This window comes from Arthrobacter sp. 05N429, from assembly GCF_056397045.1.
In genome coordinates this window covers 110279-126866 of the sequence record NZ_JBFTMQ010000008.1, presented here as the reverse complement: position 1 = coordinate 126866, position 16588 = coordinate 110279, and the positions used below count along the sequence as shown (strand labels likewise).

Here is a 16588-nt window from a genome sequence, read left to right as displayed (position 1 = left end):
ACCACGGGGTGGCGCAACCTGGTCAATTCAACCAATTCAATACAATAAATTGGTATCAACAAACTTGGCACACTATTGAGTTCTCAAACAACAGACACACCCGGCACCACCACAACCCCTCAGGGCCGCGGATCGCTCCGGAGCAACTTTTCAAACTTACCGGGCCGCTTCACCCTTGTCAAATCGGCACCCCGACTCAGTCTTGCCGTGAGGCTTCTGGGTCTTGTTGGCCGATCAACTCCGGGGAGCAGCGCGGAAATAAACTCTACCACCACTTCGCCCTGGTGACAAAGGGGCGCCGCTGCACCCTCCTGCAGAGCGCCAAAAAAGCCCGGAATCACGGGGATTCCGGGCTCTTCGGCGAACCTCAGCCTGCCCGCTGCCGGGGCAGCGGGCCCGGCGTCAGCTCACGGGTTTGAAGTACGCGGCCCCCAAGGGAGGCAGCGTGACGGTGAGGGTGGCCGGCTGGCCGTCGATGTCCACGTCCGTTGCCGTCAAGGTGCCCTTGTTCAGGACGCCGGATCCTCCATACGTGTCGGCGTCGGTGTTCAGCACTTCCTGCCACTCCCCCACCGCGGGGACGCCGAGGCGGAAGTCGGTGTGCGGCCCGCCCGAGAAGTTGAAGGCGCACACCAGCGGGTTGCCCGCGGCATCCCGGCGGATGAAGGTCAGGACGTTGCGGTCCGAATCCCCGCCGTTGATCCACTGGAAGCCGGCAGGGTCGTTGTCCTGTTCGTAGAGCGCCGGCGTGGCGCTGTACAGCTCATTCAGGTCCTTGGTCAGGAGCTGCATTCCCCGGTGCGCCGGAATTTCGGCCAGCCACCAGTCCAGGCCGTGCTGCTCGGACCATTCGGCTTCCTGGCCGAATTCTGTGCCCATGAAGATCAGCTGCTTGCCCGGGTGGGCCCACTGGTATCCCAGGAAGGCGCGCAGGTTGGCCAGCTGCTGCCAGCGGTCTCCCGGCATCTTGCGCAGCATCGATCCCTTGCCGTGCACAACCTCGTCGTGGCTGATGGGCAGCAGGAAGTTCTCCGTATAGGCGTACACCATGGAGAAGGTGACGGTGCCGTGGTGCCACTTGCGGTTGAACGGATCCTCGGAAATGTACTTGAGCGAGTCGTGCATCCAGCCCATGTTCCATTTGATGCCGAAGCCCAGGCCGCCCTGGCTGGTGGGCGCCGTGACACCCGGGAACGCGGTTGATTCCTCGGCGATCATGACCGCGCCGGGGTGCGTCTTGTAGACCGTCGCGTTGACTTCCTGCAGGAAGGAGATGGCCTCAAGGTTTTCCCGTCCGCCGAACCGGTTCGGCTGCCATTGCCCCTCCTCGCGCGAGTAGTCGAGGTAGAGCATCGAGGCGACGGCGTCCACGCGCAGGCCGTCGATGTGGAATTCGTCGAGCCAGTACAGCGCGTTGGCGACGAGGAAGTTGCGGACTTCGCGGCGGCCGAAGTCGAAGATCAGCGTCCCCCAGTCCGGGTGTTCGCCAAGGTTCGGGTCGGCGTGCTCGTACAGCGCCTCGCCGTCGAACCGGGCCAGCGCCCACTCGTCTTTGGGGAAGTGCGCCGGCACCCAGTCCAGCAGCACGCCGATTCCGGCTTGGTGGAGTTCGTCCACGAGGTACCGGAATTCGTCGGGGTGGCCGAAGCGCGACGTCGGGGCGAAGTAGGACGTGACCTGGTATCCCCAGGATCCGCCGAAGGGGTGCTCTGCCACCGGCATGAACTCCACGTGGGTGAAGCCGAGCCACTTGACGTAGGCCACCAACTCTTTGGCCAGTTCCCGGTAGCTGAGGCCGACCCGCCAGGAGCCGAGGTGCACTTCATAGACACTCATCGGCGAGTTGTGCGGATCCTGCCCGGCCCGGGCCTCCATCCACTCTGTGTCCTTGAAGGCGTAGGAGGGCTCGACGACGCGCGACGCCGTCAGCGGCGGGACCTCGGTGCCGAACGCCAGCGGATCCGCCTTCTCCACCCAGTAGCCGTGCTTGGTCCGGAGCTCAAATTTGTAGCACGCCCCTGCTACAACGCCCGGGATGAAGAGTTCCCAGACCCCGGAGGAGCCGAGGGACCGCATCGAGTGCTGCCGCCCGTCCCAGCCGTTGAAGTCGCCTTTCACGCGCACCGACTGGGCGTTTGGCGCCCACACGGCGAAAGAAACGCCGTCGACGTCGCCCATGGTGGACTTGTAGTGCTGGACATGCGCGCCGAGCACATCCCAGAGGCGCTCGTGGCGGCCCTCACCGATCAGGTGCAGGTCCAGTTCACCGATGGTGGGCAGGTAGCGGTAGGGGTCATCGGCCGCCTGCGGCGCCTGGCCCTCGTAGGTCACTTCCAGCCGGTAGTCCGGCACGTGTCCCGAGTCCACCGGCTCCAGCACGGCAACCCATACCCCGCCGGACTCGTGTGTCATCGGGAAAGTGCCGGCAGCGGTCACAACGGAGACGGCTTCGGCGAGGTGCTTGACCGTGCGGATGGTGACGTGCCCGTGGTCATCGAGGTGCGCGCCCAGGACCGAGTGCGGCGCATGGTGTTCGCCGGAGGCGACCCTCGCCAAGGTGTCCGCATCCACCGGCATGGGACTTCCTGGACGATCGATACGTGCTGAACCTGTCATTTTGATACCTTCCGCTGCGGCTTCGGCCGGGACGCCGGAGCCAGTACTGCCGAGGAGACGACGTGATGCGTGGACCGGAATGGAGAGCCAGTCCGGTCTGTTCCGTAGTTCGTAGATGACTTCGTAGAGCGCTTTGTCGAGCCAAAGCGCCACGAAGAGGGGCGAATCACGGTCGATGCTGCCGGGGATGACGTCCGCGTAGCCGGCCAGGAAGGCCTCGGCGCAGTCATCGACCCAGGATTCCGGGACGTCCGCGTCCGGGTGCTCCCGGACGGCCGCGCCGGCGGCGTAGTCAAAGGACCGCAGCATTCCCACAACGTCGCGCAGGGGGACGTCCGGGAAATTGCGCTCAGAAATCGGCCGGAGCGGCTCGCCCTCAAAATCGAGGATGGCCCAGCGCGGTGCCTTCCCGGCACCGCCGGGAACCTGGAGGATCTGCCCGAGGTGGAGATCGCCGTGGATCCGTTGCAGGGGCCCGGCGCCGCTGCCTTCCAGACGGACAAGGAGCCTGTCGAGCGCTTCACCGTAAGGTCCGACGGCGGTCCCGGCCTGCGCCCAGGACTGCCGCACGCGCTCGGCCACGCCGGGCGCAATGTCGCCGCCGGGAATGGATTCGGAGGCGACGCCGAGCGCCTCGGCCAGCCGGCGGTGCACCGTGGCGGTGGCGGCTCCCAGCGCGTGGGCCTCGGCGGTGAAATCCCGCCCACCGCTCGCCGCATCGACGGCGAGCCGCCAGGCATCCAGCCCGCCCGCGAGAAACTCGTGCGCCACAGCCAGTTCACCGACCGCGGGTCCGACGCCGTCCTGCCCGGACGGGGACTCCCACTCCCCGGTCACCCAGCCGAGGGTGGCCGGCACTTCAACGGTGTGTCCGGCGGTCAGGGCAGCACCGATTTCCACCTCCGGGTTCTGGCCTTCGGACAGCACCCGGAAAAACTTCAGGATCGCGGCGGATCCGCCGTCGTCGACGATCACCGAGCTGTTGGACTGTTCCCCGGAGAGGACTTTCACCACGCCGGTGGCCCGGGGCAGGACGTAGCCCGATGCAACGAGGTGGCCGGTCGCATTCCCGGACGGAGTGCGGCCGCCGCCGCGCATCAGTTCGAGCCATGCCGCGATGAACGCCGGGTCGTGGACGCCGTCGTAGACCCACCGGGCGTCGGGCGCTACGGCGGCGGTGTCTGTTCCGGCGGATCCGGCCGGGCCGGAGGTTCCGGCGGGGCCCGGCCCGGAAATCTGACCGATCAGCGCTGATTCCGCCCCCGCCAGGGGCGCGCTGCGGATGCTGAGCGGGACCTGGACGACGTCGGTACGTGAACCGTCCGGCGTCGGGTAGCTCACGGCCAGCAGCAGCACCTCAAGTCCGGACGCGGTGGCGCCGCCAGGACCGCCGGGGCTGCCAGGTCCGTCAGAGCCGCCGGCGAGGCTCAGGCCCCCGGCCGGCTCGAAGCTGAACGCCGCGCTCTTCACGGGGAACCAGCGCTGGCGCGGAAGCCAGCCGCCGAGCAGTCCGCTCAGGGCAGGGGTAAGAGTCGGTCGGGTCATCTCAGCCTTCGATGGACAGGATAGGCATGGCCTGCGTGTGGGGCGACGCCGGGTTGGAGGCGGCCGAACGGATCCGCAGCCAGAAGAAATCGTGGCTGCCCAGGGTCAGCGTCAGGGTTCCATCATCGGAGATCGCGGGGAACGCCTGCCCGCCGAACACGTCCCGCAGGCCGCGGCCGGCGAACCTCGGAACCCGCAAAGTGGTGGCCACCGGGTGCTGGGACAGGTTGAAGGCGCACAGGACAGTCTCCGGCTCCTCGCCGGCGGCGTTGCCGGCCGGCAGTTCGCGCAGGTAGGCGAGGACGACGTCGTGGTCCGCTTCGACGTGCTCGAAGGCGCCCAGCCCGAAGGCCGGGTGGTTCTTCCGGACACTTAGGATCTGGCGGGTCCAGCGCAGCAGTGAACCGGAATGTGCCGCCTCTGCTTCGACATTGGCCATGCTGTAGTTGTAGACCAGCGACTGGATCACCGGGAGGTAGAGCTTGCCCGGGTCGGCATTGGAGAACCCGGCGTTGCGGTCCGGGTTCCATTGCATCGGGGTGCGGACCGCGTCGCGGTCCTCGAGCCAGATGTTGTCACCCATGCCGATCTCGTCCCCGTAGTACAGGAACGGGCTGCCGGGCAGGGAGAGCAGCAGGGCGTTGATGAGTTCGATCTCGGAGCGGGAGTTGTCCAGCAGCGGCGCGAGCCGGCGCCGGATCCCGATGTTGGCGCGCATGCGCGGGTCCGGGGCGTACCAGCCGAGCATGGCGGCGCGCTCGTCGGAGGTGACCATTTCCAGAGTGAGCTCGTCGTGGTTCCGGAGGAAGGTGCCCCACTGGGCGCCTTCGGGGATGTTCGGAGTGTCCTTCATCGTTTCGATGATGGGCGCTGCCTTCTGGTCCCGCAGCGCGTAGTAGAGCCGCGGCATGATCGGGAAGTGGAACGCCATGTGGCATTCCGGTTCTTCCTGGCTGCCGAAATACTCCACCACTTCGGCCGGCGGCTGGTTGGCCTCCGCGATGATCACGCGGCCCGGGTAGCTTTCGTCGACCATCTTGCGCAGCTTGCGCAGGAACTCGTGGGTCTGCGGCAGGTTCTCGCAGTTCGTTCCCTCTTCCTCGAAGAGGTACGGGATGGCGTCCGCACGGAATCCGTCGATGCCCTGGTCCAGCCAGAACCTCACGACGTCGAAGAGCGCGTCGATGACTTTGGGGTTCTCAAAGTTGAGGTCGGGCTGGTGGCTGAAGAAGCGGTGCCAGAAGAACTGGCGCCGGATCGGGTCGAAGGTCCAGTTGGATTCCTCCGTGTCCACGAAGATGATGCGGGCGTCCTCGTACTTCTCGTCCGTGTCGCTCCAGACGTAGAAGTCACCGAAGGGCCCCTCCGGATCCTTGCGGGATTCCTGGAACCACGGGTGCTGGTCCGAGGTGTGGTTCAGCGGGAGGTCGATGATCACGCGCACGCCGCGGGCATGGGCCTCCGCGACGAGGCGCTTGAAATCGCTGATCGTGCCGAATTCGTCGAGGACGGAGTTGTAATCCGAGATGTCGTAGCCGCCGTCCCGGAGCGGTGACTGGAAGAACGGCGGGAGCCAGAGGCAGTCGACGCCGAGCCACTGCAGGTAGTCCAGTTTCTCGATCAGCCCGTGGAAGTCACCGGACCCGTCGCCGTTTCCGTCCGCGAACCCCCGGACCAGCACTTCGTAGAAGACCGCCTTGCGGTACCAGAGGGGATCATGCTGGAGGCCGGGCGCGTTCAGTTCAAAGGTCCCCTTCGGGCTGAAGTGCTGGTTGGGGTTCGTCGGGCTGAAACTCACTCGTGCTACCTCCGGATGCTAAGAATGTGCGCGGGTTCCACATGGGCGTCCAGGCGAACGTAGTTGTACTCGCCCCATTCCCAGCTCTCGCCGGTCACCAGATCATCCACCATGAACCGGCCGTTGTGCGTCAGGTTCTCCGGGTCCAGCTCCAGTGCCGCCAGGTCCAGGGTCACCGTGCTTTCCCGGATGCCGTGCGGGTCCACGTTGACGACGACGATGAGCGTGTCCTTGGTGCCGTCGGGAAGGGTCTTGTGCTTCGAGTAGACGACTGTGGCGTTGTCCGTGCTTGCGTGCACCGTCAGGTTCTGCAGGTCCCCGAGGGCTGGGTGTGCCCGGCGGATCGCGTTGAGCCGGGTGAGGTACGGGGCCAGCGTCCGGCCGGATTCGGCCGCGGCGTCCCAGTCACGGTCCTTGTACTCGAATTTCTCGTTGTCGATGTACTCCTCGGCGCCAGGCCGGGCCACATGCTCGTAGAGTTCGAAGCCGGCGTAGACGCCCCAGATGGGACTGGCAGTGGCAGCCAGTGCGGCCCGGATCTTGAACGCGGGCGGCCCGCCGTACTGCAGGAACTCGGTCAGGATGTCCGGGGTGTTGACGAAGAAGTTCGGCCGGAAGAATGCCGGTGATTCGTGGCTGACCTCCTGGAAGTACTCCTCCAGTTCCTCCTTGGTGTTCCGCCAGGTGAAGTAGGTGTAGGACTGCTGGAAGCCGGCCCGCCCCAGCGCGTGCATCATGGCCGGGCGGGTGAACGCCTCGGCGAGGAAGACGACGTCGGGGTGCTTCTTGTTGACCTTGGCGATCAGCCATTCCCAGAACCACACCGGCTTGGTGTGCGGGTTGTCGACGCGGAAGATCTTGACGCCGTGGCTCACCCAGAGGAAGACGATGCGCAGGATCTCGTTGGAGAGGCCGGCGGGGTCGTTGTCGAAGTTGAGCGGGAAAATGTCCTGGTACTTCTTCGGCGGGTTCTCCGCATAGGCGATGCTGCCGTCAACGCGGGTGGTGAACCACTCGGGGTGGCTTTGGACCCAGGGATGGTCCGGTGCGGCCTGCAGCGCGAGGTCCAGGGCGACTTCCAGGCCCAGTTCCCCGGCCCGCGCCACGAAGGCGTCGAAGTCTTCAAACGTGCCGAGGTCCGGATGGATGGCGTCATGGCCGCCCTCTTTGGCACCGATGGCCCAGGGGGAGCCCGGATCGTGCGGCCCGGCCAGCAGCGTGTTGTTCGGGCCCTTGCGGTGCTGGATGCCGATCGGGTGGATCGGCGGCATGTAGATGATGTCGAAACCCATGGCCTCGACGGCGTCGAGCCGCTGGGCGGCCGTGCGGAAGGTGCCGGAAGTCCATTCGCCGGTGGCGGGGTCGCGGACGGCGCCTTCGGACCGCGGGAAGAATTCGTACCAGGAGCCCCTGCCCGCGAGCTCGCGCTCCACCAGCAGGGGGTAGTTCTCGGAGACGGTCACCAGTTCGCGGATCGGCTGGCGGTCGACGACGGCGGCCACCTCGGGGCCGAATCCGGCGGCGAGGCGCTCCTCGGGCGTCTTGCCGGCGTCGTTGAGCCCGACGACGGCCATTCGCAAGGTCCGCCGGTCCGCGGACGGGCGCGATGAGTCCTCGGAGGCTTCGGAGAGCAGCGCGGCGCCCTCGGCCAGCATCAGCTCGACGTCGATGCCGGCTTCGACCTTAACCTCGGCGTTGTGGTGCCAGGTGCCGTAGCGGTCGTGCCAGGCCTCGATGACGAAGGACCAGTTGCCCGTGGTGGTCGGGGTCAGCAGGCCTTCCCAGCGGTCGGTTCCCTTCCCGCGGTTGCCGCGGGGCGGAGCGAGACGGACGCGCTGGCGTTCTTTTCCGCGGGGATCCAGCAGGACGGCGCTGACGCCGAGCAGGTCGTGGCCTTCGCGGAAAGCGGTGGCGCCCACCACCAGGGTTTCCCCGACGACGGCCTTGGCAGGGAATTTCCCGCCTTCGACCGCAGGCTGTACAGCGGTGATCGGAAAACGGCCAAAGCGAAGGCCTTCCGTGATCAGGGCCTTCGGCTTTTGCTTGGACACGGCACTGGTTCGCGAGTTAGTCGTCACAGGCTCGACGTTATCGACAAATCGGCCAGATTGCTAAGGCTGCTCAGTTTTTCCGGAGGTTTTCCGGAAGCCGGTCCGTCATTTATACAAAAGAGACTTAAAGCGGTTCCGGGCCCCCGACTTGTCGGTTAGTGTTTCGCTGGTGAAGGCAATCCGCAGATTTACCGTCCGAACCGTTCTTCCCGAGCCGATCCGGCCGCTTGCCCGCCTGGCCACCAATCTTCGGTGGTCCTGGCACCGGCCCACCCGGCAGCTTTTCGAGGGCCTGAACCCGAAAATCTGGGCCGAGAGCTCCCACGATCCGGTGAGCTTCCTTGGTCTGGTAAGCAGGGAGGAACTGCAGCGCCTCGCCGCAGATCAGGACGTGGTGCAGCGGGTCCACGCCGCAGCCGAGGACCTCGACCAGTACCTCGAGCAGCCCCGCTGGTACCAGAGCCTCGGCGACGGTGCGCCAGCATGCATCGCTTACTTCTCCCCCGAGTTCGGCATCACCGAAGTGCTGCCCCAGTACTCGGGCGGCCTCGGCATCCTCGCCGGCGACCACCTGAAGGCAGCCTCGGACCTTGGCGTGCCGCTGATCGGCGTCGGCCTGCTCTACCAGGCCGGCTACTTCAAGCAGTCCCTGTCCCGTGACGCCTGGCAGCAGGAAACGTATCCTGTCCTGGACCCCGACGGGCTGCCGCTGACCCTGCTGCGCGAAGCCTCCGCCGACGGCAACGGCAAGCCCATCCAGATTTCACTGCCGCTCCCCCAAGGCCGCCGCCTGCTGGCGCACGTCTGGCGGGCCGACGTCGGGCGTGTCCCGCTCCTGCTCCTGGACTCCAACGTGCCGGGCAACGACGAGGCCGCGCGCGGCATCACGGACCGCCTGTACGGCGGCGGCGGCGACCACCGACTCCAGCAGGAACTCCTGCTCGGCATGGGCGGCGTCAAAGCCCTGCGCGCCTTCCAGCAGCTCACCGGCAGCCCTGCGCCGGAAGTGTTCCACACCAACGAGGGCCACGCCGGTTTCCTTGGGGTGGAACGGATCCAGGAATTGATGTCCGGGGAGAATCCGCTGAGCTGGGACGAAGCACTGGCTGCCGGCCGCGCCTCCACCGTGTTCACCACCCACACCCCGGTCCCGGCCGGCATCGACCGCTTCGAGGTCTCGCAGATCCAGCACTTCTTCGACGCCGGGCTGGCTCCCGACGTTCCGGTGGCCAAGATCCTGAACCTCGGCCGCGAGGACTACACCGACGGCAACCCGTTCGTCTTCAACATGGCCGTCATGGGACTGCGGCTGGCGCAGCGCGCCAACGGGGTGGCCAAGCTGCACGGTGTGGTGTCCCGCGGCATGTTCTCCGCGCTGTGGCCCGGATTCGACCACTCCGAGGTGCCCATCACGTCGGTCACCAACGGCGTGCACGTGCCCACCTGGGTGGATCCGCGCGTCTCTGCACTGGCCCGTGACCAGTTCGGCTCCGACGCGGAAGAGCAGGGCCGCTGGGACCTCGCCTACAACGTCAGCGACGAGGACGTGTGGGCCCTCCGCCGGGAGATGCGCGTGTCCCTCGTGGAGGACGTCCGGCGCCGCCTCCGGGCCGCCTGGAAAAAGCGCGGCGCGGCCGACGCCGAACTCGCCTGGACGGATTCCGTGCTGGACCCGGACATCCTGACCATCGGTTTTGCCCGGCGAGTGCCCACCTATAAGCGGCTCACCCTGATGCTGCGCGAGCCCGAGCGGCTCAAGGCGCTGCTGCTGCACAAGACCCACCCGATCCAGCTGGTCATCGCGGGCAAGTCGCACCCGGCCGACGACGCGGGCAAGAAGATGATCCAGGACCTGGTCCGGTTCACCGACGACCCTGCCGTGCGGCACCGGATCGCGTTCCTGCCCAACTACGACATCGCCATGGCCCGGACCCTGTTCCCGGGCTGCGATGTGTGGCTGAACAACCCGCTGCGTCCGCTGGAGGCGTGCGGCACCTCCGGGATGAAGGCCGCCCTGAACGGCTCGCTCAACCTATCCGTCCTGGACGGCTGGTGGGACGAAATGTACGACGGCGAGAACGGCTGGGCGATCCCGACCGCCAACAACGACGCGTCCCCCGAGGAACGCGACGACATCGAGGCCGCTGCGCTGTACGAGCTGCTGGAGACACAGGTGGCCCCCCGCTTCTACGGGCTCACGGTGTCCGACGGCGCCGGCGCTGCCGGGCCTTCGACGTCAGGGCCGCAGGCTGTCCCCACGCACTGGGTCTCGATGATCAAGCACACCATGTCCCACTTGGGCCCGGCAGTCTCGGCGGACCGGATGCTGAAGGATTACGTCAACGTCCTGTACCGCCCTGCCGCCGTCGCCGGCCGCCGTGCCGTTGCGGACAATTTTGCCGAGGCGAAGGCCCTCGCGGCCTGGACCTCGCGGGTCCGGGCCGCCTGGCCCCAGATCCAGGTGGAGCATGTGGACTCGGTGGGTGTCTCGGAGGACCCGCAGATCGGCGACATGCTCCAGGTCAACGCCTACGTGGCCCTGCGCGATCTCACCCCGGATGATGTGTCCGTCGAAGTGGCGTACGGCAAGGCGGAGGACAGCGACGAGCTGGCCGACGTCACGGTGGCGGAGCTGAAAGCGATTGAAGACCTCGGCAAGGGCCGGCATCTTTTCAGCGGCACCGTGGTGATCGACCGGTCCGGTTCCTTCGGTTACACGGTCCGGGTGCTCCCGAAGCACACGGCCCTCGCGTCCAAGGCGGAACTGGGCCTGATCGTCAACGCGTGACCCGCGGGTTGCTTCCCGAACAACACGACAGCAGCGCCGCACCCCGGATCGCCGGGATGCGGCGCTGCTGTCTGTTGCGGGCTTAGAGGCAGACGGCGATGACGGCGAGGTTCTTGCCGGCGTAACGCTCCGCGTCCTGCAGGATTTCGCAGATGACGCCGAAGGAACGGTCCGCCCGGAAGGCTGAAGGGACTTCCCAGATGAACGTGATCGGGGCCTGGCCGTCGTCGGAGACTGCGTCGGCGAAGTCGTGCAGGGAATCGTTGAGGGCGTCGAGGTTGACTCCGTAGTCATCCGGGAAGTCCAGCGTCTCAGCGAACGTCTCGAGGACGGTCCGCTTGGTGTCAGCGGCGGGAATCAGCACCGTGCGCCGGCCGGCGTCGGCCACGAGGGCCTGCAGTTCCTCGATGGTCCAGGTGTCTGCGGAGTAAATCTTCATGGGTTCCTTTATTTGCCTTCGATGATGAGTTTGAACGAGTTGTAATGGTCCGCGGTGTAATACTTCTCGCCCGCTTTTCCGGCCACTATCCGGCGGGCTCCGCGGTCGGATTCGCCCGGCGTCGGGACCGTGTATTCCTTGTAATAGCCGGAGGACTCCCGGGGAAGAATGCGCTCGAAATTGCCGAAAGTGACGTCATCGCGGGTGTACGGATAGGGCCCGCCCCGGGCAATGAGCGCCAGCGTCCGGCGGGCCTCGTCGGGAAGTTCCGAGGCCCGCACTTCCGGCAGGCCGGACGTGTTTGGGACGGCGGACGATGCCGGCGCCGCAGGCGGGTTCGCGACGCCGGCCGTTGCCGGCGCCGCGGGCGGGCTGGTGGCAGTCTGGCTCGTGGCCGGCTGGTCGGCGTCGGGCGGCGCCGCTCCCTGCTGCGGCATGCCGGCCAGCACAAACGCCAGCACCACCAGCCCGGCCAGCAGTGCAAGCAGGGCCGTCAGCCGCTGGAGCTTCACTTGTGGTTCCCCTATGCCTGGATCGAGGGCCGGACTGCGTTTGGCAGCTATTAGGTGCGGTAGATGTTGATGGAATTGGCCTGCACGACGTCGCGCTCCCCCGACGCGACCCGGACGCCCTGGCGCCGGTCATGGAGCCCGGACGTGGTCAGGCGCAGTTCGAAGAGCCGGTGGCCGGTGCCGTCCTCGTTGCTGAGCGGCGGCAACGTGACCTTGACGTCCTGGACGCCGCCGTTGACCACCACGAGTCCGTCCACATGGCCGTCGTCGGAACCGAGCAGGAGCTGCACCACCCGGTGCCCCGGATCCTGCCAGCTGTCCCCGGCCATCGGCTCGCCGCGCTCGTCGAACCAGTGGAAGTAGGACTGCTTATCGCGGGTCGGGTAGTCGTGCGGCTGCCCGGCGAGGAATTCCTTGCGGAGCCGGATCACGCGTTTGGTGGTGCGCAGCATCGAGTGTGATTCGGGAGTGCTGGTCCAGTCGATCCAGGTCATCGGGTTGTCCTGGCAGTAGGCGTTGTTGTTGCCCTGCTGGGTGCGGCCGAGCTCGTCGCCCGCGGTGATCATGGGCACGCCCTGGGAAATCATGAGCGACGCCATCAGGTTGCGGCTGGACTGCGCCCGCCTGGCGAGGATGTCCTCATCCTCAGTGGGGCCCTCGAAGCCGTGGTTGTAGCTGCGGTTGTCGCCGTGGCCGTCACGGTTCTGTTCGCCGTTGGCCTCGTTGTGCTTGCGGTCGTAGGACACGAGGTCGGCCAGGGTGAAACCGTCGTGCGCTGTGATGAGGTTGACCGAGGCCAGCCGGGACCGGCCGGACGGCTCGAACAGCCGCGCGGAGCCGGAGAGTGCATCGGCGAGGCGGGCCACGGAGCCGCCCTGCCCGCCGCCGTCGATCGCGGCGCGGTCGGCGAGCCAGAAGCTGCGGACGGCGTCGCGGAAGTGATCGTTCCAGTCCACCCAGCCGGCCGGAAAACGGCCGGTCTGCCAGCCGCCGTAGCCGATGTCCCAGGGCTCGGCGATGAGTTTCGTGGCCGACAGCACCGGGTCGGCGCCGATCGCGACGAGGAACGGGTGCCGGGGATCGAATTCGTTGGCGGCATTGCGGGCCAGCGTCACCGCAAGGTCGAAGCGGAAGCCGTCGATGTGGAACTCGGTCACCCAGTAGCGCAGCGAATCCAGGACCAGCTGCACAACGCGGGGCTCGCCGAAGTTCAGGCTGTTGCCGCAGCCGGTCGTGTCCACGTACTTGCCGTGGCCGTCATTGCGGTAGTACGTCATCTCGCCCAGTCCGCGGAAGCTGAGCGTCCGGCCGTCCGGGCCACCCTCGGCAGTGTGGTTATAGACGACGTCGAGGATCACCTCCAGTCCGGCGGCGTGCAAGAGCTTGACCATGCCCTTGAACTCGTCCTGGACGGCCTGAGCGCCCGCCGCCTGCGCCGCCTGCGTGGCGTAGCCGGGGTGCGGGGCGAAGAACGCGGCGGTGTTGTAGCCCCAGTAATTCGTCATGCCGAGGTTTTGCAGGTGCGGTTCGTCCACGTGGAAGTGCACCGGAAGGAGCTGGACGGCGGTGACCCCCAATGCGATCAGGTGCTCGATCATTGCCGGGTGGGCCAGCCCGGCGTACGTGCCCTGGAGGTCTTCGGGGATGTCCGGGTGGAGCTTGGTCTGTCCGCGGACGTGCGCCTCGTAGATGATCGTGTTGCGCCACGGGACCCTGGGACTGCGGTCATTGCCCCAATCGAAGCCGCTTTCCATCCGGACGCTCGTGATGAAATCGTCGCGCTCATCCACGGCCCGGCCATAGGGGTCCAGCAGCAGAGGCTGCTCGCCGATGGCATCGAAATCAGTCGAGGGCATGGACAGCGGGAGCGCCTCGTGGTCCGGGGAGGCCCGGAACCCGTACCGCGAGCCGGCCGGAATGCCTTCGACGATGCCGTGGTGCACGCCGTCGGTCACGTTCGGCAGCGTCTTAAGTTGCCAGATGCCGCCGGGCGCCTGGTAGGCGATCTCGAGGGTGGTCACCCCGGGCGCGTAGACAGCGACATTCGCGAAGGCACCCCGAGGGTCGTCCGTTGCCGGCGACCCGGTGACCGGAACGCTGATTCCCAGCGGAAACGCGCGCGAGGCGTCTACCGTGGAAGCTGTGTCTACGTAGGGCATAACCATTGCTTAAAGTTTAGCGGGGCCGAACAAATAACCCCGGTTCCTGCTTTTCCTGACGAAGTGCAGTGTACGGAATAGCGGCGTTGCATACTGGAACAAGCGCCGAAATTGGAGGTAATAGTGCGGATTGCACTCGCTCAAATCATCACCGGACGCGATCTTGCCGGAAATCTGGCCCTCGTGGCGGGCTACGCGGCCCGGGCCAAAGCCGGCGGCGCAGAGCTCGTGGTGTTCCCCGAGGCCACGATGCGTGCCTTCGGCAACTCGCTCCTGGACATCGCGGAGCCGCTGGACGGACCGTGGGCATCACGGCTGCGCGCCATCGCCGCGGACCAGGACATCGTGATCGTCGCAGGAATGTTCACCCCGGGCACCGGGGGCGACGGCGGCAAGGTACGCAACACCCTGCTGGTCACGGGCCGCGGCATCGAGACCAGCTACGACAAGATCCACCTCTTCGACGCCTTTGGCTTCGCGGAATCAGACACCGTTGACGCCGGTACCTCGCCCGTCACCTTCGAGTTGAACGGCGTGACATTTGGCCTGGCCACCTGCTACGACATCCGTTTCCCGGCACTGTTCACCGAAAACGCGGACCGCGGCGCCGAGGTCAACATCGTGTGCGCATCCTGGGGCTCCGGCCCCGGCAAGGCCGAGCAATGGAAGCTCCTGGCCCGGGCGCGCGCCGCGGACTCCACCACGCTGGTCCTCGCCTGCGGCCAAGGCGACCCCGCCAGCCAGGGCATCGAGCCCAAGGGCGCCGCGCCCACCGGCGTCGGGCACTCCGTCGTCGTCTCCCCGTTCGGAGAAGTCCTCGAAGAGCTCGACGGCGCCCCCGGCCTGCTGTTCGCCGACCTGGACCCCGCCGTCGTCAAAGAAGCCCGCACCAAACTCCCGGTGCTCGCCAACCGCCACAAGTTCTAGGCTGGCCGCCGGGTCCGCCCGTGGATACCTTCGCCGCGGTCACCTTCGCCGTGGTTACCTTCCGCGGACACCGGCGCCTTGCAGTGGTCACCTTCGCCGTGGTTACCTTCCGCGGACACCGGCGCCTTGCCGTCGCTTAGACACCTCCCGACGCTTCCTCCGGCCGCGGGTGGCCTGCGGAAGCTCAGGTCGGCGATGCGCTCCTTTGCAAGACACCGCCGCCCGCTCGAATTCAACTCACCTGTGTCGAGGTACTTCGGGAAAACGACGCTCCCTCATCTTTCGCTGTCGATTTCGAAACGCTCCCTCACCTTTCGCCGTTTAACGGGAACGCTCTCCCACGAGACGTGAGAGAGCGTTCTGTCGCCGCCCGGCAATGGTGCGGGAGCGTCTGCCGTCCGCCCGCCAAGAGTGCGGGAGCGTCCGCCGTCGGCCCGCCATAGGTGCGGGAGCGTCAGAGCCGGTACCGGAGTTTTGCAAGGAGCGCATCGCCGACCAGAGCGGAGTGAGGCCGCCCGCGGCCGAACGGAGCGTCGGGAGGTGTCTAAGCGACGGCAAAGCTCCGGTACCGGCGGACCCAACCACGACTAAGCGACGGCAAGACTCAGGTGACGGCACACTGAACCGCTATCCGAAGCGAAGGTTACTTGGCGGAGCGCTGGCGGGAGATCTCGTAGAGGGAGATGCCGACGGCCATGGAGGCGTTGAGCGATTCCATGGCGGAGTCGATCGGGATGGAGACGATCTGGTCGCAGTTCTCGCGGACCAGGCGGCTGAGGCCCTTGCCTTCGGAACCGACGACGATGCAAACCGGCTCGGTGGCCAGGGCGAGGTCGGGCAGCGAGACGTCGCCGTCGCCGTCCAGCCCCAGAACATAGATGCCCATGTTCTTGAACGCCTTCAGCGTGTTGTTCAGGTTGGCGGCGCGTGCCACGGGGACGCGGACGGCAGCTCCGGCGCTGGTCTTCCAGGCCGAGGCGGTGACGCCGACGGAGCGGCGTTCCGGGACGATGACGCCGTGGCCGCTGAACGCCGAGACGGAGCGGATGATCGCGCCAAGGTTGCGCGGGTCGGTGATGCCGTCGAGCGCGACGAAGAGCGGCGCGTTGGCGACGTGGCCCTTCTTCCAGGCATCAATGGTCTCTTCCGCGAGCTCGTAGGCGTCCTGGTACTCGTACGGCGGGATCTGCAGCACGAGGCCCTGGTGGATGGCGTCGTCCGTCATCCGGTCCAGCTCGGGCTTGCCGGTTTCGAGCAGCGGGATGCCGCGCTCGGCCGCCAGCTTGAGGGATTCCTTGACGCGGTCGTCCATCTCTATGCGGATGGCAACGTGCAGGGCCTTGGCCGGGATGCCGGCACGCAGCGCCTCGACGACGGAGTTGCGTCCGGTGACGACTTCCTCGGTGGCGCGGCCCTTGGGACCGGAGCGGGCACCGGGGTTGCGCGGGGCTCCCGGGCGCTTGGCGGCGGAGCGTTCCGCGAGCTGCTTGTTCTTGTGGGCCTTGTGGTACGGGCGGTCCTCCGCCTTGGGCGTCGGCCCCTTGCCCTCAAGAGCCTTGCGGCCGTGGCCCCCGGTTCCGACGGAGGGGCCCTTCTTCAGTTTGACCGAGCGGCGACCGTTGTTGGCCATGAGTTTCACCCTTTTAACTACGCGATTCGTTGATAAGTCTGAACTCCAGTCTACTGACTCGCGTTAAATCCTCGACCGCAGGGGGTGGCGGTGCCCTGGTTCAGCGCTCCCAACGGCGCCGGA

General features: G+C 66.8%; 9 protein-coding genes. 2 read left to right on the top strand and 7 right to left on the bottom strand.

Annotation, left to right across the window (positions count from 1 at the left end):
• Positions 1–402: 402 nt before the first annotated feature.
• Genes AC1DF4_RS14550 through AC1DF4_RS14540 form a run of 3 tightly spaced genes read right to left on the bottom strand, consistent with a single transcriptional unit; the run spans position 403 to position 8037 of the window.
• The gene (locus AC1DF4_RS14550) at positions 403–4161 is read right to left on the bottom strand and encodes a 1,4-alpha-glucan branching enzyme (protein WP_476913540.1); all 3759 of its coding nucleotides are present in this window, start codon (positions 4159–4161) and stop codon (positions 403–405) included.
• 1 nt (position 4162) lies between these two features.
• Positions 4163–5959, bottom strand: a complete 1797-nt coding sequence (gene treS, locus AC1DF4_RS14545; RefSeq protein ID WP_476913539.1) for a maltose alpha-D-glucosyltransferase — start codon at positions 5957–5959, stop codon at positions 4163–4165.
• Between the two features lie 5 nt (positions 5960–5964).
• Positions 5965–8037 (bottom strand): alpha-1,4-glucan--maltose-1-phosphate maltosyltransferase, encoded by a 2073-nt coding sequence (locus tag AC1DF4_RS14540; RefSeq protein ID WP_476913538.1) that lies wholly within the window; start codon positions 8035–8037, stop codon positions 5965–5967.
• 142 nt (positions 8038–8179) lie between these two features.
• Here AC1DF4_RS14540 and glgP point away from each other — a divergent pair, with 142 nt between their 5' ends.
• A complete protein-coding gene (glgP, locus tag AC1DF4_RS14535; protein ID WP_476913537.1) occupies positions 8180–10798 on the top strand; it encodes an alpha-glucan family phosphorylase in 2619 nt (872 codons plus the stop codon).
• A gap of 82 nt (positions 10799–10880) precedes the next feature.
• Here glgP and AC1DF4_RS14530 read toward each other — a convergent pair whose 3' ends face one another.
• The 3 genes from AC1DF4_RS14530 to glgX are packed head-to-tail and all read right to left on the bottom strand — an operon-like array spanning position 10881 to position 13914.
• Positions 10881–11237, bottom strand: a complete 357-nt coding sequence (locus AC1DF4_RS14530; RefSeq protein ID WP_476913536.1) for a barstar family protein — start codon at positions 11235–11237, stop codon at positions 10881–10883.
• 8 nt (positions 11238–11245) lie between these two features.
• Positions 11246–11749, bottom strand: a complete 504-nt coding sequence (locus AC1DF4_RS14525) for a guanyl-specific ribonuclease (RefSeq protein WP_476913535.1) — start codon at positions 11747–11749, stop codon at positions 11246–11248.
• Between the two features lie 50 nt (positions 11750–11799).
• Complete coding sequence (gene glgX, locus AC1DF4_RS14520; RefSeq protein WP_476913534.1) at positions 11800–13914, bottom strand: glycogen debranching protein GlgX; 2115 nt, start codon at positions 13912–13914, stop codon at positions 11800–11802.
• Between the two features lie 117 nt (positions 13915–14031).
• Here glgX and AC1DF4_RS14515 point away from each other — a divergent pair, with 117 nt between their 5' ends.
• Positions 14032–14835, top strand: coding sequence for a carbon-nitrogen hydrolase family protein (locus AC1DF4_RS14515; RefSeq protein ID WP_476913533.1), 804 nt, complete (start codon positions 14032–14034; stop codon positions 14833–14835).
• Positions 14836–15478: 643 nt separating this feature from the next.
• On the opposite strand, the gene rlmB is transcribed toward AC1DF4_RS14515, so the two are convergent.
• Positions 15479–16465, bottom strand: coding sequence for a 23S rRNA (guanosine(2251)-2'-O)-methyltransferase RlmB (rlmB, locus tag AC1DF4_RS14510; protein ID WP_476913532.1), 987 nt, complete (start codon positions 16463–16465; stop codon positions 15479–15481).
• Between the last annotated feature and the right edge of the window lie 123 nt (positions 16466–16588).

What these genes read in the sequence shown, in the direction of transcription:
- glgX (WP_476913534.1), bottom strand. Translation starts at nt 13,914, where the DNA reads ATGGTTATGCCCTACGTAGACACAGCTTCCACGGTAGACGCCTCGCGC.
- rlmB (WP_476913532.1), bottom strand. Translation starts at nt 16,465, where the DNA reads ATGGCCAACAACGGTCGCCGCTCGGTCAAACTGAAGAAGGGCCCCTCC.
- AC1DF4_RS14550 (WP_476913540.1), bottom strand. Translation starts at nt 4,161, where the DNA reads ATGACCCGACCGACTCTTACCCCTGCCCTGAGCGGACTGCTCGGCGGC.
- AC1DF4_RS14530 (WP_476913536.1), bottom strand. Translation starts at nt 11,237, where the DNA reads ATGAAGATTTACTCCGCAGACACCTGGACCATCGAGGAACTGCAGGCC.